Genomic DNA, 18,288 nt, shown 5'->3' on the forward strand with positions numbered 1-18,288 from the left:
TAGTGCTGTTGCATTATGCTTCTCAATGTGAGGTTAGATAATGCGGTATTAACAATGAGTAGATTGGGATTTTGATTAATAAAGTAGATTGAGAATAAAGGTATTAGGGTAGCGCTTCCCCTTTACCCTTTAAGTAAAAGGGGTAAAGCGCTACAACGAAATGACGATCAGCAACTGCTTACCACTTGCCAACATTTTCCATGGATACCCAAGGTTCAATAGGGGGTAATGCTTCGCCTTTTTGCAATAATTCTATAGAAATACCATCCGGTGAGCGCACGAATGCCATATGGCCATCGCGCGGTGGACGGTTAATTGTCACGCCACCTGCTTGGAGGTGAGCACAAAGATCGTAGATATTATCGACACGGAAGGCCAAGTGTCCGAAGTTTCGGCCGCCAGCATATTCCTCAGGATCCCAGTTGTAGGTTAGCTCAACCAGCGGTGCGCTAGTTATTTTCGCATTTTCGGCATCACCAGGCGCTGCAAGGAAAACCAAAGTGAAGCGACCTTTTTCACTTTCTTTACGATTGGTTTCGACTAAGCCCAGTTTGTTGCAGTAGAAATCTAGCGATGCATCAAGATCGCTGACTCTTACCATAGTGTGTAGATATTCCATGTTACTTCCTGTTATTGAACGCTATTGCCTAGCGCCAAGTTACTATTCTAACAGTAATTCTGCAACGGCTTCACCGACGCTGCTGGCCGATTGGGGGTTCTGTCCGGTAATCAGGCGATCATCGATTACAACGTTATTTGCCCAGGCTTCAGCTGCAACAAATGTCGCATTGGCCTGTTTAAGTTTGTCCTCTAACAAGAATGGTACGACGGCAGTAAGCCCTATAGCTTCTTCTTCTTCATTGGTGAATCCAGTGACTTTCTTGTTGGCAATTAGGTGGTCGCCGTTGGCATAGGTCATATTGACTAAAGCCGCTGGACCGTGGCAAATTGCGGCTAAAATACCATTATGTTGATAGATAGCAATGGCGACTCGATTAACATGCTCATCGTCAGGAAAATCCCACATGGTCCCGTGACCACCAGCAAATACGATGGCCTGATAGTCAGAAGGCATGACGTTATTGAGCGAGTGACTGTTTTTTAAATGATCAACCAGTTTTGGGTCTGCAAGAAATCGCGCGTTGAACTCATCTTCTTCATCCCAGCTTTTGGGGTCTACCGGTGTTTCTCCACCAGCAATTGACACGATATCTACGTCAATACCTTTATCGACCAAGGCAAAGTAGGGGTGAGTTAACTCTGAAAGCCAAAATCCAGTCGTTGTACCTGTGTTTCCTAGCGCTGCATGGCTGGTTAGGACAATTAATGCTTTTGCCATAATGTTACTCCCTCAAGCAAGAGTTGAAACGTACAGCGAAAGCATAGTATACCCAGCTACCTCTAGGTGCTGTTATCGCTACACTTTAACTAGGGACGACATATTGAGGCTCCAGAATCATGCTAGAACGTAAGTTGACCATTTTTTATGACGGTGCTTGCCCGAGCTGTGTCGATGATCGCAATTGGTTTACACGGCGACTGAGCCGCCCAGACACGGTTGTTTGGTGTGACATTACAGGAAAAGATGATTATCTAAAATCACTGGGAATAGACCCATACCTCGCTGTTAAAGAATTACATGTGATGGATATAAACGGTGAGATCCGAAAAGAGCTGGATGCCTATATTCTGCTATTCCGACAGGTATGGTACCTGCGTCCCCTTGTATGGGTAATGGCGATTTCATGTGTGAAAGTACGACTATCTCGTTGGTATCGAAAAACCGTTGATCGCCGCTTGGAAGGGCAGGGGCGAATGGATATTGATAAATGATGATTAGCGCTTTTGCGTCAACCACATTGAGCTGTCATCCAAAGTTTGTTTTTGTCTATATCGTTTGCGCAGCGAGCATGATTGAATTACATAGCCTTTTTCAACTGGACTGTTAAGCTAGTCGAATATTCGTTTATCATTTCAAGTAGGGAAGCTATGTCAGCTACTCGTAAATATCATGGGTGGAAAACACCACAAAACTTTTTGATCTTAATTTCAATTATCGTTCCGGTTGCATTTTCAAGTTGGCAGGCGCTACTCAATAATTTCGTAATTGAAGAAGCGGCTTTTACTGGGGCGGACATCGGCTTGTTACAGAGCGTACGAGAGATCCCTGGCTTTTTAGCATTTACTGCAGTCTTTGTTCTTATGTTCATCCGAGAGCAACGTTTTATGATTCTCTCGCTCGTAATGTTGACATTAGGGGTCGCCATTACCGGCTTTTTCCCATCGGTGTCGGGGTTGTTGATGACAACCTTACTGATGTCTACTGGCTTTCATTATTTTGAAACACTCAAACAGTCGTTATCTTTGCAATGGTTGAGCAAAGAGGAAGCACCAGAAGTTCTCGGGAAATTGATTTCAGTTGGCGCTCTGGCATCCTTGTGTACCTATGGTGCGTTGTGGCTCATGCTAGAGCAGTTTGAACTGTCATTTAAGTGGGTATATTTGATTACCGGTGTAGTAGCTTTTGCTATTTTGGTTTTTGTTGCTGCGGCATTTCCGCAATTTAAAAGTGAAACGGTACAGACGAAGAAATTGGTATTTCGTAAACGTTATTGGCTCTATTACGCACTGACGTTTATGAGCGGCGCCCGTCGTCAGATCTTTATTGTCTTCGCTGGGTTCTTGATGGTTGAAAAATTCGGTTATTCCGCAGCTGATATCACCTTGCTATTTTTGATTAATTACCTGTTTAACTGGCTATTTGCAAAAAAAATCGGACGGTTTATCGGGCGAGTGGGAGAGCGTAAAGCTTTGGTGTGTGAATATGTGGGCTTAATCGTGGTGTTTGCCGGTTATGCCATCGTAGAACAAGCTGAAATCGCAGCAGTGTTGTATGTTGTTGACCATTTATTTTTTGCTTTGGCGTTAGCAATGAAAACGTACTTCCAAAAAATAGCGGACCCAGCCGACATGGCTTCTACTGCAGGTGTTGCATTCACTATTAACCATATTGCTGCCGTCGTGATCCCTGTCAGCTTTGGCTTACTTTGGTTAACATCACCGTCTTCGGTGTTTTTTGCTGGAGCGGCAATGGCTGGGGTATCACTGTTGCTATCACTGAATATCCCGGCGAAGCCAGAGGAAGGGAATGAAGTTAGGATGCTAGCTTGGCGCTAATTACCCAAGTCAATGGGGAAATTGACACGCTATGGCAAGGTCGGACTTGAGCAATACGCATAAGTTTTGCATCATATATTCAAGTGATTTCGAAATACCACAAGGTAATGAATATGATTTCTAAATGGGCAGTGCGCTTTTTTCAAATGGCGGAGTTAGTTGGTTCATGGAGTAAAGACCCTTCAACACAAGTCGGTGCTGTTATTACTAAGGGCAACCGCATTGTTTCTGTTGGTTTCAATGGTTATCCCCACGGCGTATCTGACAGTGCAGATACTGATGACCGTGAAATGAAGTTATTGAAAACACTTCATGCTGAGGAAAATGCGATTTTGTTTGCCAAGCGTGATTTGGCAGATTGTGATATTTGGGTAACGCATTTTCCGTGCCCAAACTGTGCTGCCAAAATTATTCAAACAGGTATCTCGACAGTTCATTGTCCTGAACAGACTGAAGATTTTCTGTCGCGTTGGGGAGATAAGATCCAAGTGAGTAAAGAAATGTTTGAGCAGTCAGGTGTACAGGTAAACTGGCTACCGTTGGATGAGCTAGAAAAAAAAGCAAATTAAGCAGAAAACCAAACTAATAACAGAGAGGCTGCGAGTGCAGCCTCTTTTTCGTTATGCTCTTCACCTCCAATCATATAGAAAAGCAGGGCGGGGTGTTCACTGCAATGGGGAAGGCAGCTGGCATTATGCCGAAGAGCATGAAATTACTTGGGGATAAATGGCTATGAACAGGATTAGCAACAAACTATCCCCAGAAATTGTGGATAACTGCTTATTACCTGATCAATGGATATAGTCAATAGGATGCTTAGGAAAATGTCATAGCAATCAACGCTATTATGTTTTGTATATATATTTTGATGCTATGTTAATGGCTGGTTTGTTGTTTTGTTATAGTGTTTAATTCTGTTTCAAACGGCGAAATCGCTTGTTTACTCAGGTGTTCCACATTAGTATCTACGCCAAATTTTACCTTTGTGGAGAGACTTGAATGGACTTGATCGTCGAAGTGCTGGGCTGGACCAGTGTCGCTTTTTACATATCACTGACTATTTTTAACAGTATGAAGGCGACACGTTTTGCGGCGTTTGGTTCTGCTGCGAACGATACAGTTTGGGCCTTATTGATGGGCTGGTATCCAAAGGTAATTCTTAACCTCGCAGTCGCAAGTATCAATACATACCGCTATGCGAAAGATTTCATGAGTGTATCCAAGACACTGCTGATTGCGTTGGGTAGCGTAATGGCTGTGGGTATTGGCTACATTCTATATGTTGCAGTGTCTTCATTTATTGCAGAGCCGACCTTAGCTGTAGGTTTCCAGTTCCTTGATTTGGGTATTATTCTAACAGCCATTTATATGACGAGTTTACGCAAGTACCGTGTACTGATGTTGATGTCTGGTTTTGTCGGTATGGTGGGTTACTATGGCAACCCTCAGATGATGATTATCAAAGCGCTGGTGATTGGTATCATGTCTTACAAGCTATATAAAAATCAGGATGACAGCGCACAAGCTGTTGCGACTCAGTCTTAATCTGATGTATTGATGAAAAAAGCCCCGGAACGGGTTAAGTTCCGGGGCTTTTTTTATGGATATCGCGTTATGAAATTTAAAATTCAGCGTCGACTTGGAAGGTCATTGGCTCATTGGTGATAGGGTGGTTTAACTCTAACAACTCGGCATGCAGGTGAAGACGGGTGGTTTTAACGCCATACAAGTCGTCACCCAAAATCGGCATATTCAGGCCTAGCGAGTGGGCGCAATGCACGCGTAGCTGATGGGTTCGGCCGGTTTTCGGATACAAATGTACTTTCGTGTGTTTGTCGCTGCGGCTGATAACTTTCCACGTGGTTTCAGCCGGCTTACCGTGCTCATGGCATACAAGCTGGCGTGGCCTGTCATCCAGATCCCCGCGCAATGGCAGGTTAATCAATCCATGATCCGCCTCTAATACGCCATCAATCATGGCTGTATATCGTTTTTTGACGGTTCGCTGGATAAATTGTTTCTGTAGGCTTTTGTTGGCTCGCTTTGAAATAGCAATGACCATCAAACCCGAAGTTGACATATCTAGACGATGAACTATCAATGGCCCCGTTGCATCAGGGAACTGTTGTTTCATCCGTAGATACACGGAATCTTCAATGGTTTTACCCGGTACAGATAGAAACTCAGCTGGCTTGTTGACCACCGCCATATCTTCATCTTGATAAATAATTTCAAGGCTTTTTCCCTCTGCAGGATTCGTTAGCAGCGGATTGTCGTCAAGTTCGATACCTTCAAGCATATGGGTCAGAATTGGCTGGCATTTACCCTGACAAGCCGGGTAGTAGTGTTTGTGCCGGCGGATTTCAGATTTTGGTGAGCTACCCCACCAAAACTCGGCCATTGCGAGAGGTGTCATGTTGTGCTTAAAAGCAAACTGCAACAGTTTTGGCGCTGCACACTCACCGGCCCCTGCTGGTGGGACACCTTGGGCAGTGCTAATGAAGAGTTCACCAAGGCACTTTTCTTCCCCTTCACTGTTTAGAAAGCAGTATTGTTCGAACAACTTTTGCTGTAATGAAGAAGAGAAGTTACGGCGTTGCTCAACCAAAGGCGAGATCACATTCTGTAACAGATCAAGCAGCTCTTGCTTTTGGGCCACTTCAGCTTCCCAATAAAGTTTGAGGTCGCGCAACTGGAGCTTCTCGATCACACTTTCTTGGCTCAGTTGTGTTTTTAACTGATTACGTACTTCAGGGGCAAGATTGGCGCTGTCAGCACGTTTAGCTTTGCGTACTTTCCTGGCTTCGACCATGTTGCTACGATGCGCCGCAAGCGCTTCATTTGAGGCCAGTTGAGCTTCCTGCAACGCCTGTTTAGCAGTAGCGAGATCTGGATTTGCTTCTAATTTTTTAATCTGCTGACTTAACTCATTGAGTTTATCTTGGCCGCTTAGAAAAAAGCTGCCTTCTGCGAGCATATCGAACACAGGTGGAACAAAATTAGGCAGTAAGTTTTGATTTGCTACTTTTCCGGAAAAAGCCGAAAGAAAACCGACTTCTCCTTGTTGATTCTTAACCAGTAACACACCAAACATTTTCCCGATAGCGTTATCGGTATCACCATCTAGGCCAAAATTATGCTGCCAATCAGTTTGTGTCTCAAGATGCTGTTGTAGTTGTTCTGCGGCGACAAGGCACAATGGATGTGGCTCGTAGTAGAACGGGTATGTAAAACGCTCGGGCAACTCAAAGTGCTCGATAGAAGAAGTAAAGGGCGTAAAACAATGTTCCGTGGCGTGCATAAGCTGATCTATGGTGAAGTAATCATGTCCTATCTGTTCTGGTATGAGGTTGATAGGGGTTAAGGGCGGCAATTCTACCTGTTAGTCGAAAGGAGATCATCTTCGGAGATGAATTTCATTAAAAGTGATTGTAAAGTCGCATAAAGCTATGCGTCGCATTGCATTTCGTGGTCGTACATTTAACTATGCTGATTCGTTCACTATTGGTAGCAGTATTTTGATATTGTGATAGATAATTTTGAGTAATAAATTGTTGCTTACTGTTGCTATGAATTGTCAAGATATTGTAAATACGCTGAATGCGGTTTAGATATGGTCTAATCTATTTTAGAACGTTGACAGTTTAATCTCTAATGCCGATTGAATCGGTAGTAGATTTAATTAGGGCAGTTTTCTCAGTGGATAAAATTTTAAGAACAAAAGATGAGATTGAGCGTCATCTCCTTTTTCCTGGAGAGGAGCAGCATATTGCTTTATATCAGAATCTTGTTCTTAAAAGTGCATTTCAACCCATAGTTAAAGCCGATGGTAGTGTATTTGCTTACGAAGCATTAATGAGGGTATACGACTCAAACGGTGATTTAGTCAATAATGGAGACTTAATCAAACATTACCGAGGCCACCCTGTTCATTTAATTAATATTGACCGACTTGCCCGGGTCATCCACCTCAGAAATTTCTCGCTCTCTAAGCTAACCACCAACTTGTTTATTAATATGATGCCAGTCACCATCTTATTTTGTGAGAATGAGGGGCTTGTTGACTCTATCTTGTTACCTCGAATTTATGAACTGGGTTTAAAGCCAGAACAAGTTTTTATCGAGATCATAGAGCATTACACAGACGATGATATCGCTTTGGAGAGAGCTACTCGCCACTTGAGCCAGGTCGGTTTGAATATTGTCATTGATGATTTTGGGATTGAAGGGTCTTCCGAACAGCGCGCTCGGTCCGTGTCACCCAACGTAATAAAAGCAGATAGTTCCTTATTGGCAGAATACCTAAAGGGGCACACTCAACCGCTTCTAAATGTTTTTGCGTTGTGTCGAGAATTGGGGGCCAGTCTCATCGTCGAAGGGGTTGAAGACTTAAGAGGGTATCATGCAGCAATATCATTAGGGGCTGATTACCTTCAGGGCTTTTATGTTGGGCTCCCGCAGTTTAAGAGCGCGACTAGCCAAGCAGTATTAAAGGGTTGCCAAGAATTTAACAAAAGCAACTTTGACCAACCCAATTAAACTACCTGGGCTGGCCTGTTTATAAATAATCTATCAGCCTTTATCTGCAATCCCTCCTTGAGTTAAGTGGTGGGGTTCTAGTAGTTCTTCTAATTCACTTCTGCTTATATCTGTTTTTTCTATTGCTACGTCAATGATATTTCGTCGTTCTTTATAAGCTTTCTTTGCAATTTCAGCGGCTTTTAGGTAACCAATGATCGGGTTTAGTGCGGTAACAAGAATTGGATTTCTGGCAAGAGCGTCATTAAGCGTATCTTGTTTAACGCTAAACGTATTAATTGCTTTATCAGCCAGGAGTATCAGTGATTTTGCCAAAAGCTCGATACTTTGTAATACGTTATAGGCAATGACGGGCAGCATGACATTGAGTTGGAAGTTACCCGACTGCCCGGCTATAGAAATTGTTGTGTCGTTGCCCATCACCTGCGCGGCAACCATGGCTGACGACTCAGGAATAACCGGGTTTACTTTTCCTGGCATGATCGATGAACCTGGCTGCAATGACTCTAATTCGATTTCACCAAGACCAGCTAGCGGGCCAGAGTTCATCCATCTTAAGTCATTACTGATTTTCATCAGAGCGACAGCGGCTGTTTTGAGCTGCCCGGACAAACTGACAATTGCATCTTGGCTACTGAGGTTATAAAAGAAATTATCGCTGACCGTGAAATCGACTTCTGTCGATACGGATATGTTGTTGACGAAGATTGCTGGAAAATCTGGTGCTGAATTAATACCGGTACCGACAGCGGTTCCGCCTTGGCCTAATGCGACCACGTTATCCAGAGCCATAACGATCCCTTGGCGGGCCTTAGATAATTGTGTTTTCCAACCTTCCATTTCTTGGCCCAAGGTCACGGGCATAGCGTCCATTAAATGGGTTCTGCCGGTTTTTGTTATATGCCCAATGGCGGCCACTTTCTTATCAAGTGTGTCTATGATGTGGTCAAAGGCTGGGAGCAATTGTCGGTGGCTGGCAAGGGCAGAGCTGACTTGTATCGCTGTTGGGATAACATCGTTGCTGCTCTGTCCCATGTTTACGTCATCATTGGCACTCACTTGTTGACCTAACTTCCCTGTGGCTAAGGTTGCAATGACTTCGTTGGCATTCATATTAGAGCTTGTTCCTGAGCCTGTTTGAAAGATGTCGACGGGAAATTGCTCTAAATATTGACCATCGATGATCTCCTGACAGCTATCGATAATGGCATGGGCCTTATCAAAATCCAGCAGCTCTAATTCAAGGTTACTTCTTGCTGCAGCTTGCTTAATGAATGCCAATGCTTGGATGAATAGGCTGGGCATAGGGATGCTACTAACGGGAAAGTTTTCAATCGCGCGCTGGGTTTGCGCGCTATAAAGGGCTTTTAATGGGACTTTCACTTCCCCCATGCTGTCAACTTCAGTTCGGTATCGCGATGTCATGTGTCCCCCTACGGAAACAGAAATGAAGGTGTTATCGACAAGCTTAGATGTAATACCAACCTACATAAATATTTGATCAGTCTTGCAGGTTAAAATCGCTGTTCTCTGCGTTAGAGATTTTGTAATTAGAGCCACTAGTTACTGCAATATCTGTCTTGATAAAAACGGTTTTTCCAGTGCAAATACTTGATCAACGACTTAGCCAGATTGGTATAATTCGTGAAACCGAGAGAATTTGCTGAGAATTGACTTGCATAGCTGCAAGTGCCGTTAGAATCCAAGAAATGAAGCGTGGTGTAAGCCATTAAGGATTCATACTTAGGATAAATAGTAAAAATAGCGTGATGTTATTCACATCTTGTTCGTTGTGTAAGCAAGTAATTGCGAGCACATTTGGTATTATGCGTTTAGTGTTCATAGTTACAGGTGGATGATATGAAAGTGATGTCAAAATCTCTGTTAGCGGTGCTTACAGTGTGTAGTTTTTCTCTGCCTGTCTATGCTGATCCGGTTGAACGTTCTGTTTCACCGGAGTTGACAGTACCAAAGGCAATGAGGTTACTCCAAACCCATGGTTATCATGATTTTCGTAAGATAAAGGTCGAGCGAGATGATCATGAAATCGAAGTAGAAGCTAGAAATGCCGATGGTCACAGAGTCGAAATTGAAATGGATCTTTTTAGCGGGAAAATTCTAACCGTTGAACGCGACTAACGCACAGTTATAAGTTTTGTGAAAGCCGCGTATGGTTTCTTCAATCAGAAGCCATACGCGGCTTTTGTCATTTTAATATGTGATACCAATCTGGATAAGTAGTTGATCAAGGATTTTAACCTGCAAGACTGATCAAATATTTATGTAGGTTGGTATGAGCGTTTAACTCAGCAACTTAGGTGTACTAACATTGTGCAGCTGCATGCAGCCACGGTGTACTTTTCTGATACCTCACACGATGAAGAAGGCTCAATTTTACTGGAGTCCATTAGTACTGAAAATTGGCCAACTGGTAGCTCAATATTTAATGGTTTGTCTCCTCTATTGATAGCCACAATGCCTTTACTGCCTCGGCTAAACACCAAGTGATCTTCACCCATGGACATCACAGCCATAGGCAGAGACTGCATCAAGTTATGAAAGCTGATCATTTGAGTGAGTACTGAATCACTCCATCTATCTTTCCATCTAGGTAAGCCGTTACTGTTAGTTATTTTGCTTGTATCTAGATCACTATAGATCAACGGAACACCACCGTCCCTTCCCAAAATATAACAATAGGTGAATATTTCATTTTGCTCAGTCATTACTTGATCTAAGAATACATCATTGTTCGGAATATCATGGGTGATGGCAAAGGTGATCGCTCTATCATAGGCCAATGCCTGTCCTACTGAATACGGGTTATCAAGTTCGGCCATGGGTTGGCCTTTCTCAAATACATTGTACATGGCATGAAAAAGTGGGAAATCGTATGCCCCTAAACTTGTCCCTTTTAAATAAGGCGCTAAGAAAAGCTCATACTCTTCTTTTGTTGCACCTCCATCAGTGATGATTTCACCAAAAATATGGACATCTGCACTCACTTTTTTGTCCCAGACCAATTGAATATGTTCAAGTGTTAAGTGCTTAGCAGCATCAATGCGAAAGCCTTTTATACCTAATCGTTTTAAGCTATTAATATAACATTTCTGTTGTTTTACTACATTCTGGTTACATTTTAGCGTCGGTAAACCGGGATCTTCACTACTACCACTTATCCTGCCGTGCTGAACTTCCCATGGATCTGTCCAGTTTTGGATTGGAAACGCTTTGATAAAATCCCGCTCAGAGAATAAGGGTTTAGTGAGATCTCCAAATAATTTGAGTTTTTCATAATTTTCTGCTGACTGTTGATATTCATCTAATACCTGATTAGATGGGAAGTTCAGATCATGCCTAAGGTGTGACTCATTGGCCATGTGATTGAAGACAACATCAACATAAACATGCACGTCATACTCGTTCAATACTGCTGTCATCTTACGGAAATCTTCAGTGTTACCTAGTTGATTGTCTATCACTCGATAATCTTGCGGTTGGTAGCGCTGCCACCACTCTGTGCCGCTTTCATGTTTGTATGATTTCAGAGGGGGAGAGACAAGAACGGCCTTGTAGCCTGAACTTGCTATTTTTTTAGCATACTGCGTGACTCGATTGTACGGCCAGTCGAAGGCGTGAAGAATCACATTGGTCGCTTTGATTTTCGTCTGTGTAGTATTGCTGGTTGTCATGGTTAGTGTCCCTTCAATGAACTAAGGGCAGTCTATCGCTAGTTGATGAAAAAGTATTCAGCTCTCCGAGTAAAAAAAGGGGAGTAGGAGAGGGGGAGTAGTCTGACCAGTGTTGCTATAATGTGTGAGAATCGCGCCAACTGTAAACAACATAAAATATTGTTGGTGTTTCTTTGTTATTTGGTTTATTGATGGTTCTACCACTAGGGATGAGGTGGTAGTAGATGATGAAAAAAACATCATTTTAATTGTAGGAAAAGAATATTTTTGTAGGTATTCACCAATTTTCACTACAAGCCTATTCTAAACACTCATTGGAATATGGTATATATGACCGCGATTGCTTACTAACAAGGAGGTACACCATGGCTGGTGTTTTAGGAATGATTTTGGCAGGTGGCGAAGGTTCACGTCTGCGTCCATTAACAGATACGCGAACTAAACCTGCGGTGCCATTTGGTGGCAGTTACCGCCTTATCGATTTTGCACTCAATAACTTTTTGAATGCTGATCTTATGAAGATTTATGTTTTGACTCAGTTCAAATCTCAATCTTTGTATGTACACATGAAGAAAGGCTGGAATGTATCGGGGATCACAGGGCGTTTTATTGACCCTATTCCAGCGCAAATGCGTATGGGTAAGCGTTGGTATGATGGTACTGCTGATGCCATTTATCAGAATATGCGTTTTATGCAGTTAGAAGAACCTGACCAGGTTTGTATTTTTGGTAGTGACCACATTTATAAGATGGATGTTAAGCAGATGCTTGATTTCCACTTAGACAAGAAAGCCGATCTAACCGTTGCTGCGCTGCGAATGCCTTTAAGTGAAGCAAGCTCATTTGGTGTTATCGAAGTTGATGAGAACGGTTGTATGGTTGGCTTTGAAGAAAAGCCAGAGAACCCTAAGTCAATTCCTGGTGACCCTGAAAATGCTCTTGTTTCTATGGGCAACTATATTTTCGAAACAGATGTTCTTTGCAAAGAACTTGAAGAAGATGCTGTTAACGAAGAGTCAAGCCATGACTTTGGTAAAGACATAATTCCAAAGCTTTTCCCACAGGGCAAAGTCTTCGTTTATGACTTCATGACCAATATTATCCCTGGCGAGAAAACGGCGGGCTACTGGCGTGATGTAGGTACGATTGAGTCTTACTGGCAGGCCCACATGGATCTTCTTTCTGAAGACGCACCATTCTCTTTATATAACCGCCAGTGGCAGCTTCACACTTATTACCCACCGTTGCCGCCTGCAACGCTGCTAGATAGTGACGATTGCAAGGTGGATACTAATAACTGCATGATTTCAGCGGGTAGTTATATCCGTGGTGCTAAAGTGTATAAATCTGTATTGGGTTTCCGTACCAATGTTGATCAAAATACGTTTATTAGTGAATCAGTTATTCTTGGTGACGTAAAAATCGGTGCAAACTGTTCAATCCGTCGCGCAATTATTGATAAGAATGTGATGATTGCACCAGGGACGGTTATTGGCGAGAACCTAGAAGAAGATAAGAAGCACTACCATGTATCTGACGAAGGAATTGTTGTGATACCAAAAGGAGCAAAAATTGGTTACTAGAAAGAAATCTAACTCTAAGCCACAGCAAATCTTGTTTGTTGCTTCGGAGGTAGACGGATTGGTCAAAACGGGAGGCTTGGCGGATGTTGCCAAGTCACTGCCAGCAGCCCTAAAGGAACTAGGGCATGATGTGCGTGTGGTGATGCCTCTTTATCGTAAAGTACCTAATGGTGCAGAAGCGGTTGAATTGCTTGATACTGAATTACAAGTACCGACTCAACCACAGGCCGTGCCGTATAAAGTAAAACAGTTGCAAAATGGTGATGTACCTGTTTATACCGTTGATGCCCCTGTGTATTTTGACCGTCCTGAGTTGTATGCGGAAAACAATGAAGGGTACCGTGACAATGGTGAACGATTTGCTTTCTTTAGTGCAGTTGCCTTGGATATGTGTGCAAAATTGGGTTTCAAACCTGATGTTGTTCACTGTAATGACTGGCACACAGGACTTGTTCCGTTTTTGCTGAAAACTCGTTATGCCGATGATACGTTTTATGCAGACACTAAAAGCGTGATCACCATCCATAATGCGGTATTCAAAGGGACATTCAATTACGATCAGTACAGCTTGATCCCGGAACTTATTCAAAAGCGCTACCTTCAGCTAGAAGATGGCGCTGCCAATATTAGCATGCTTAAAGCCGGTGTCGCATTTGCAGATAAAGTAAATGCAGTAAGCCCAAACTATGCGAAAGAACTGCTGACTGAGATTGGTTCTCACGGTATGGCATCTGATTTCCAGCATCGTTCAGGTGTGCTTTACGGCATCGTCAATGGTTGTGACTATGGTGATTGGAGCCCGGAAACTGATCCGTACATCAAGCAGCGCTTTAAAGCCAATAAAGTCAGCCTAGCCCGCGGCAAGAAAGCGTGTAAACGCGACTTGCAGCAGCAGGTAAACTTGCCTCTGGACGATGTGCCTCTATATGGTATGGTGTGTCGACTAACTGAGCAAAAGGGGATTCAGTACCTTTTGCCAGCGCTTCGTGACTTCTTGGTCAACGACGTACAGATTGTATTGGTTGGTAGTGGTGACCCTAAATTGGCTGACGCACTGCGTGAAATTAGTGCGGATTTTTCTGATAAGTTTGCGTTTATCGAAGCCTATGACAACCCATTAGCACACTGTGTAGAAGCTGGATCGGATTTCTTTTTGATGCCTTCTCAGTTTGAGCCTTGTGGCTTGAACCAGATCTACAGCCTTGCTTACGGTACTTTACCTATTGTGCGTGGTGTCGGTGGTTTGAAAGATACGGTTATCGATTACGATAACACGCCTCAGGTTGCGACAGGCTTCATTTTTGATGCTCCAACGCCTGAAGCGCTGCTTATCAAAATGCAGCGTAGCTTATTGCTTTATTGCCAACGTCCTCAGGAGTTCAAGCGTCTGCAGCAAAATGCGATGGCTTGTCGTTTTGAGTGGAAAGACGCCGCAGAGCAATACTTGCGTATGTATTCTGGTGAAGAAGAGCCCGTTCTTGAAAAAAAGCCGTTTGAGTGTGCCTGATTATTAGCTTAGGTATGCTGTAATGTTGATAAAGCCCTCGCCTATGCGAGGGCTTTTTTCGTTAGCATTCTTCGTCTATACAGCACTCGTCCTTTAGAAATGCTATGACACCATCCAGGTGCTCATATTCTGCAACGCAATACAAAGTCCGACCTTCACGGCGCTGGGTAAGCAAGCCAGCAGACACAAGACTTGATATATGGTGAGAGAGCGTAGACCCCGGAATAGCGAGCTTTTCCTGCAGGCTACCGACTGGTGTCCCTTGGTAACCAGCACGAACAACAGCTTTATAAATGCTCAGGCGAGTAGGGTGTCCCAACTCTTTTAGTGCCTTTGCGACAACGTCGATTTCCATCGTTGGTCATTCCAGAAATAATATTAATTTCGATACTACTGGAACTATATCGCTTGCGCCAGTTAAAGCGCAAATCATGGTGAATGTGAATCACTCACAGAGTAGTCAGGCAATTTGTAATGGATACAGGTAGACAAATCCTACCCATTTTCTGACGTTCTGTTATCATCTATACGTTCATTTAATGAAGATAGGAGATAAAGATGATTGTATTACATACCCACTCGGCAAAGACAGTGACGGTAAATCAATAAGCGAATAGCAGCTGATAGTAACGATGTAGCATGCTCAGCAAGACGAAACGAACCGCTTTACTACCTCCTTTTCATTGCCCGGTGTAACTAAATCCGGGGTCTATTAATATTTGTTTGACCCTATATTCTCTTTGATACGCATTATCAGAGTCATATTATGTGAATGGCTTGTGCGTGGGGAAAATAATGAATTCTATTATTACACTTAGCCAGCTTGGTTGGCAGCCTGTATTCCAACAACAATTAACACTAGAAGATTATGAGCAGGCCAGTATTGCTCGTATTTTGGCGCATCACCGTAACGGTTATGTCTTGCAGACCGAGCATTGTCAAGCCACACTTGAAATTCACCATTCTCTTCCAGCAATGACGGTAGGGGACTGGTTACTGGTCGACAGCGATAACCGATTTATCCGCCTGTTAGAACGGGTGTCATTGTTTAGTCGCAAAGCTGCCGGTGCTAAAGCAGCAGAACAGTATATCGCTGCCAATGTTGATTCGTTATTCATTGTCTGTTCGCTAAACCATGATTTTAATCTCAGTCGAATCGAACGTTATTTGGCCATTGCCCGTGAAGCCAACGTTGAGCCTGTGATTGTGCTCACCAAAGCTGATTTATCTGATGACCGTGATGATAAACGTCAGCAGGTACAAGATCTCGATCCCATGTTGATCGTGGAAGTGATTAATGCACTTGATCCAACCGCTTATGCAACTCTCGAATCATGGTGCCGTAAGGGTAAGACGATTGCATTTATGGGATCATCAGGTGTTGGCAAGTCGACGCTTATCAATACCTTGATGGGAGGCTCGGTACAACAAACGGGCTCGATACGTGAAGATGACAGCAAAGGGCGTCATACGACAACTTCGCGGTCATTACACTTTATGCCATCAGGTGCAGTGTTAATTGATACTCCCGGAATGCGTGAGTTACAGTTGACCGACTGTGAAAATGGTGTGGTGGAAACTTTCGCCGATATTGAAGCGATCAGCAAACAGTGCCGGTTTAGTGATTGTCAGCACCAATCAGAACCTGGTTGTGCGATTCAACGTGCACTAAAAACTGGTGAGGTAGATCAACGCCGCGTACAGAACTACTATAAATTGTTAGCTGAACAGGCCCGAAACAGTGCAACATTGAGTGAATTGCGGGACAAAGACAAACAGCTTGGCAAAATGTACCGTTCTGTACAAAGCCATAGTCGACAGCGGAAGAAAGGTTACTAGTTTTTGAGCTAGTGTGGTATTGCAAAGCCTTACTGTAACGTTCAGTAAGGCTTTTTGTTTTTAGCGATTAAATCATTGATAATAAACAAAAATGTAACCGCTCTCTTTGATGCTGTTTACCGCTTTATCTAAATGCTCGAATGGAATCGCGAAGCAGCCTTCGCTACGCCCTAGCATGCCATTATTTTTCATAAACTCACCACTAACATAGTCAGCACCATGAACGACAATGAATCGGCTTCTGGCTCTATCATTGATACCAATTTCTAGTCCATCTATACGAAGTGAGTATCCATTAACGCCAAAATAAGTTTCTCCGGTTCTAAACATACCGACTGAAGATTTATGTGAGCCATAAACATTAGAAAACGTTTTCGGGTAACGGTAGCCAGACTCTTTGGCATGGGCCACTAAGCTTTGATGCGTTATCTGTCTTCTTTCTAGATCAACAATGAATAGTCGTTCTTTCTCCGATGGTAGCGTGTAATCGATAATCGTCAGGCTAGAAGGTGATATTCCAAGTTTATTAGCGCGCGACATAGCATGCTCAACCAAACTGGGCTTGAAATAAGCATGTTCAGATATAGCTATCCCGTTATAGTCACTCCCTGAGGAGCAGCCGAATATAGAAGCAATGAAGATGAGCAGGCCTATAATATTTAGATATTTCACGTTTCTCACTGTAGTAATTAATATCCATGGTTGCCATAGGGGAGCTGCAATTAAGGTTCAGCCTTAAATTAAGCTATCGCATACTATGAGCGACAATTTTTTGGCATTGTTAAATGTTGAATGTGTTTGAAAGAAACGTTTGCAATGGCATTGTTGTCCATAAATACCAAACAAGGCACAGTGCATTTCACATTGTGCCTTGTTTTCAAACGGTTATTACTCAACGAAGCATCTTGGGCTTAATTGGGTATAGAAAATCAACAGACCGGAGAGGTTTTAGCTCGCTTTTGATGTCTGCTCGCCCAGTAGCCAGCCAATAGAGAGCCGGAAATATTGTGCCAGACTGAGAATATGGTGCCTGCGATGGCTGATGCTGGTGAGAAGAATTTCATTGCCAGTGCTGTCGCCAGTCCTGAGTTTTGAAGTCCGACCTCAAAGGCGATGGTTCGACATGTCGATTCATTGAATCCGAGTAAACGGCAACTGTAGTAGCCAGCAGTGAGCCCTACAGCATTGTGTAGAACAACAGCCAGTGCCACCATCGGGCCGACTTGGCTTAAATTGCCGGCATTGAGCGCGACGACAATTGCAATGATGAATACAATGGCGATCATTGAGATCAGTGGTAGAAGTGTATGAACTTTTGCAACGGTTTTTTGCGCAAAGCTATTGATAAGCAGGCCTATGCCGACCGGAATCAACACTATTTTCACTAGGCTCATCAGCATGGCATTAACGGGGACATCAACGGTTTCGCCAACGAGTAGTTCGACAAGTAGTGGCGTGAGAATAACCCCGAGTAAGGTTGAAATTGCTGTCATTGATATTGATAGGGCAACATTTCCTTTGGCTAGAAATGCCATTACATTGGACGATGTTCCGCCTGCGACACTACCCACTAGCACCATACCCACAGTTAATTCGGTACTGAATCCCAGCAAGGTGCTGATCAATAGAGCCGTGAGAGGCATGATGAGAAATTGCAGGACAACACCCACTCCGACCGCTTTTTTATGCTGGACAACATTGAGGAAGTCCTTGGGCGACAAGCTCACCCCCATTGCCAGCATAATTATGGTCAGTAAAGGGACGATTTGGGTTTTTAGCCCAACGAATAAACTGGGAGATAAATATGCTAATACCGAAAATGTGACGGCCCATAGCGGAAATAATTGGGTGATTCTTCCTATCATGTTGACTTCCCAGGGTGAGATCACGAACGTTTTCTGACCAAATTCTGTAAGTTTGACCGGCAGATCGATTTATGATCTTATACTCC

General features: G+C 43.4%; 17 protein-coding genes. 9 read left to right on the forward strand and 8 right to left on the reverse strand.

The features are described from left to right. Window positions 1-178 precede the first annotated feature (178 nt). Together NHN17_RS14715 and NHN17_RS14720 are read right to left on the reverse strand one after the other, a co-directional pair. The gene (locus tag NHN17_RS14715) at window positions 179-619 is read right to left on the reverse strand and encodes a VOC family protein (RefSeq protein WP_255043327.1); all 441 of its coding nucleotides are present in this window, start codon (window positions 617-619) and stop codon (window positions 179-181) included. 42 nt (window positions 620-661) lie between these two features. Next, window positions 662-1,339 carry a type 1 glutamine amidotransferase domain-containing protein gene (locus NHN17_RS14720; RefSeq protein WP_255043328.1) on the reverse strand — a complete coding sequence of 226 codons (678 nt, stop codon included), beginning with the start codon at window positions 1,337-1,339 and terminating at the stop codon, window positions 662-664. A gap of 119 nt (window positions 1,340-1,458) precedes the next feature. Here NHN17_RS14720 and NHN17_RS14725 point away from each other — a divergent pair, with 119 nt between their 5' ends. The 4 genes from NHN17_RS14725 to NHN17_RS14740 all read left to right on the forward strand — a co-directional run bounded on the left by NHN17_RS14725 (window position 1,459) and on the right by NHN17_RS14740 (window position 4,722). Next, entirely contained in the window at window positions 1,459-1,833 is a 375-nt protein-coding gene (locus NHN17_RS14725) for a DCC1-like thiol-disulfide oxidoreductase family protein (protein ID WP_255043329.1), read from the forward strand. A gap of 156 nt (window positions 1,834-1,989) precedes the next feature. Continuing rightward, on the forward strand, window positions 1,990-3,177 hold the full coding sequence (locus tag NHN17_RS14730; RefSeq protein WP_255043330.1) for an MFS transporter: 1,188 nt from the start codon (window positions 1,990-1,992) through the stop codon (window positions 3,175-3,177). A gap of 113 nt (window positions 3,178-3,290) precedes the next feature. Continuing rightward, window positions 3,291-3,746: a dCMP deaminase family protein gene (locus NHN17_RS14735; protein WP_255043331.1), complete on the forward strand. Its 456-nt coding sequence runs from the start codon at window positions 3,291-3,293 to the stop codon at window positions 3,744-3,746. Window positions 3,747-4,176: 430 nt separating this feature from the next. Next, window positions 4,177-4,722 carry a hypothetical protein gene (locus NHN17_RS14740; protein ID WP_255043332.1) on the forward strand — a complete coding sequence of 182 codons (546 nt, stop codon included), beginning with the start codon at window positions 4,177-4,179 and terminating at the stop codon, window positions 4,720-4,722. 76 nt (window positions 4,723-4,798) lie between these two features. On the opposite strand, the gene NHN17_RS14745 is transcribed toward NHN17_RS14740, so the two are convergent. Further along, on the reverse strand, window positions 4,799-6,478 hold the full coding sequence (locus NHN17_RS14745) for a pseudouridine synthase (RefSeq protein WP_255043334.1): 1,680 nt from the start codon (window positions 6,476-6,478) through the stop codon (window positions 4,799-4,801). Window positions 6,479-6,876: 398 nt separating this feature from the next. On the opposite strand from NHN17_RS14745, the gene NHN17_RS14750 reads away from it, so the two are divergent. Then, complete coding sequence (locus tag NHN17_RS14750) at window positions 6,877-7,716, forward strand: EAL domain-containing protein (RefSeq protein WP_255043335.1); 840 nt, start codon at window positions 6,877-6,879, stop codon at window positions 7,714-7,716. A 33-nt stretch (window positions 7,717-7,749) separates the two neighbouring features. Here NHN17_RS14750 and NHN17_RS14755 read toward each other — a convergent pair whose 3' ends face one another. Continuing rightward, entirely contained in the window at window positions 7,750-9,141 is a 1,392-nt protein-coding gene (locus NHN17_RS14755) for a class II fumarate hydratase (protein ID WP_255043336.1), read from the reverse strand. Between the two features lie 435 nt (window positions 9,142-9,576). Here NHN17_RS14755 and NHN17_RS14760 point away from each other — a divergent pair, with 435 nt between their 5' ends. Continuing rightward, window positions 9,577-9,855, forward strand: coding sequence for a PepSY domain-containing protein (locus tag NHN17_RS14760; RefSeq protein WP_255043337.1), 279 nt, complete (start codon window positions 9,577-9,579; stop codon window positions 9,853-9,855). A 167-nt stretch (window positions 9,856-10,022) separates the two neighbouring features. On the opposite strand, the gene NHN17_RS14765 is transcribed toward NHN17_RS14760, so the two are convergent. Beyond that, a complete protein-coding gene (locus NHN17_RS14765) occupies window positions 10,023-11,408 on the reverse strand; it encodes an alpha-amylase family glycosyl hydrolase (protein WP_255043338.1) in 1,386 nt (461 codons plus the stop codon). Between the two features lie 365 nt (window positions 11,409-11,773). Between NHN17_RS14765 and glgC the strand changes: the two genes are divergently transcribed. Continuing rightward, on the forward strand, window positions 11,774-12,991 hold the full coding sequence (glgC, locus tag NHN17_RS14770) for a glucose-1-phosphate adenylyltransferase (protein ID WP_255043339.1): 1,218 nt from the start codon (window positions 11,774-11,776) through the stop codon (window positions 12,989-12,991). Continuing rightward, window positions 12,981-14,498 carry a glycogen synthase GlgA gene (gene glgA / locus NHN17_RS14775; RefSeq protein ID WP_255043340.1) on the forward strand — a complete coding sequence of 506 codons (1,518 nt, stop codon included), beginning with the start codon at window positions 12,981-12,983 and terminating at the stop codon, window positions 14,496-14,498. Before glgC ends, glgA begins: the two co-directional genes overlap by 11 nt. A 61-nt stretch (window positions 14,499-14,559) precedes the next feature. Here the strand turns inward: glgA and NHN17_RS14780 are convergent, their stop codons facing one another. Beyond that, window positions 14,560-14,853, reverse strand: coding sequence for an ArsR/SmtB family transcription factor (locus tag NHN17_RS14780; RefSeq protein ID WP_255043341.1), 294 nt, complete (start codon window positions 14,851-14,853; stop codon window positions 14,560-14,562). Between the two features lie 440 nt (window positions 14,854-15,293). On the opposite strand from NHN17_RS14780, the gene rsgA reads away from it, so the two are divergent. Next, on the forward strand, window positions 15,294-16,337 hold the full coding sequence (gene rsgA, locus NHN17_RS14785; RefSeq protein ID WP_255043343.1) for a ribosome small subunit-dependent GTPase A: 1,044 nt from the start codon (window positions 15,294-15,296) through the stop codon (window positions 16,335-16,337). Window positions 16,338-16,409: 72 nt separating this feature from the next. Here rsgA and NHN17_RS14790 read toward each other — a convergent pair whose 3' ends face one another. Both NHN17_RS14790 and NHN17_RS14795 read right to left on the reverse strand, forming a co-directional pair. After that, window positions 16,410-16,877 (reverse strand): murein L,D-transpeptidase catalytic domain family protein, encoded by a 468-nt coding sequence (locus NHN17_RS14790; RefSeq protein ID WP_255043344.1) that lies wholly within the window; start codon window positions 16,875-16,877, stop codon window positions 16,410-16,412. 389 nt (window positions 16,878-17,266) lie between these two features. Beyond that, window positions 17,267-18,202: a bile acid:sodium symporter family protein gene (locus NHN17_RS14795; RefSeq protein WP_255043345.1), complete on the reverse strand. Its 936-nt coding sequence runs from the start codon at window positions 18,200-18,202 to the stop codon at window positions 17,267-17,269. Window positions 18,203-18,288 lie beyond the last annotated feature (86 nt).

The organism is Photobacterium pectinilyticum (genome assembly GCF_024357955.1).
In the GTDB taxonomy this organism is placed as follows: Bacteria; Pseudomonadota; Gammaproteobacteria; order Enterobacterales; family Vibrionaceae; genus Photobacterium; species Photobacterium pectinilyticum.

Bases quoted from the DNA above. Each gene is read 5' to 3' on its own strand.
- NHN17_RS14730 (WP_255043330.1), top strand. From the start codon at position 1,990: ATGTCAGCTACTCGTAAATATCATGGGTGGAAAACACCACAAAACTTT.
- NHN17_RS14755 (WP_255043336.1), bottom strand. From the start codon at position 9,141: ATGACATCGCGATACCGAACTGAAGTTGACAGCATGGGGGAAGTGAAA.
- NHN17_RS14740 (WP_255043332.1), top strand. From the start codon at position 4,177: ATGGACTTGATCGTCGAAGTGCTGGGCTGGACCAGTGTCGCTTTTTAC.
- NHN17_RS14795 (WP_255043345.1), bottom strand. From the start codon at position 18,202: ATGATAGGAAGAATCACCCAATTATTTCCGCTATGGGCCGTCACATTT.
- NHN17_RS14765 (WP_255043338.1), bottom strand. From the start codon at position 11,408: ATGACAACCAGCAATACTACACAGACGAAAATCAAAGCGACCAATGTG.
- NHN17_RS14720 (WP_255043328.1), bottom strand. From the start codon at position 1,339: ATGGCAAAAGCATTAATTGTCCTAACCAGCCATGCAGCGCTAGGAAAC.
- NHN17_RS14715 (WP_255043327.1), bottom strand. From the start codon at position 619: ATGGAATATCTACACACTATGGTAAGAGTCAGCGATCTTGATGCATCG.
- NHN17_RS14760 (WP_255043337.1), top strand. From the start codon at position 9,577: ATGAAAGTGATGTCAAAATCTCTGTTAGCGGTGCTTACAGTGTGTAGT.
- NHN17_RS14725 (WP_255043329.1), top strand. From the start codon at position 1,459: ATGCTAGAACGTAAGTTGACCATTTTTTATGACGGTGCTTGCCCGAGC.
- NHN17_RS14780 (WP_255043341.1), bottom strand. From the start codon at position 14,853: ATGGAAATCGACGTTGTCGCAAAGGCACTAAAAGAGTTGGGACACCCT.
- NHN17_RS14735 (WP_255043331.1), top strand. From the start codon at position 3,291: ATGATTTCTAAATGGGCAGTGCGCTTTTTTCAAATGGCGGAGTTAGTT.
- glgC (WP_255043339.1), top strand. From the start codon at position 11,774: ATGGCTGGTGTTTTAGGAATGATTTTGGCAGGTGGCGAAGGTTCACGT.
- NHN17_RS14790 (WP_255043344.1), bottom strand. From the start codon at position 16,877: ATGTCGCGCGCTAATAAACTTGGAATATCACCTTCTAGCCTGACGATT.
- rsgA (WP_255043343.1), top strand. From the start codon at position 15,294: ATGAATTCTATTATTACACTTAGCCAGCTTGGTTGGCAGCCTGTATTC.
- NHN17_RS14745 (WP_255043334.1), bottom strand. From the start codon at position 6,478: ATGCACGCCACGGAACATTGTTTTACGCCCTTTACTTCTTCTATCGAG.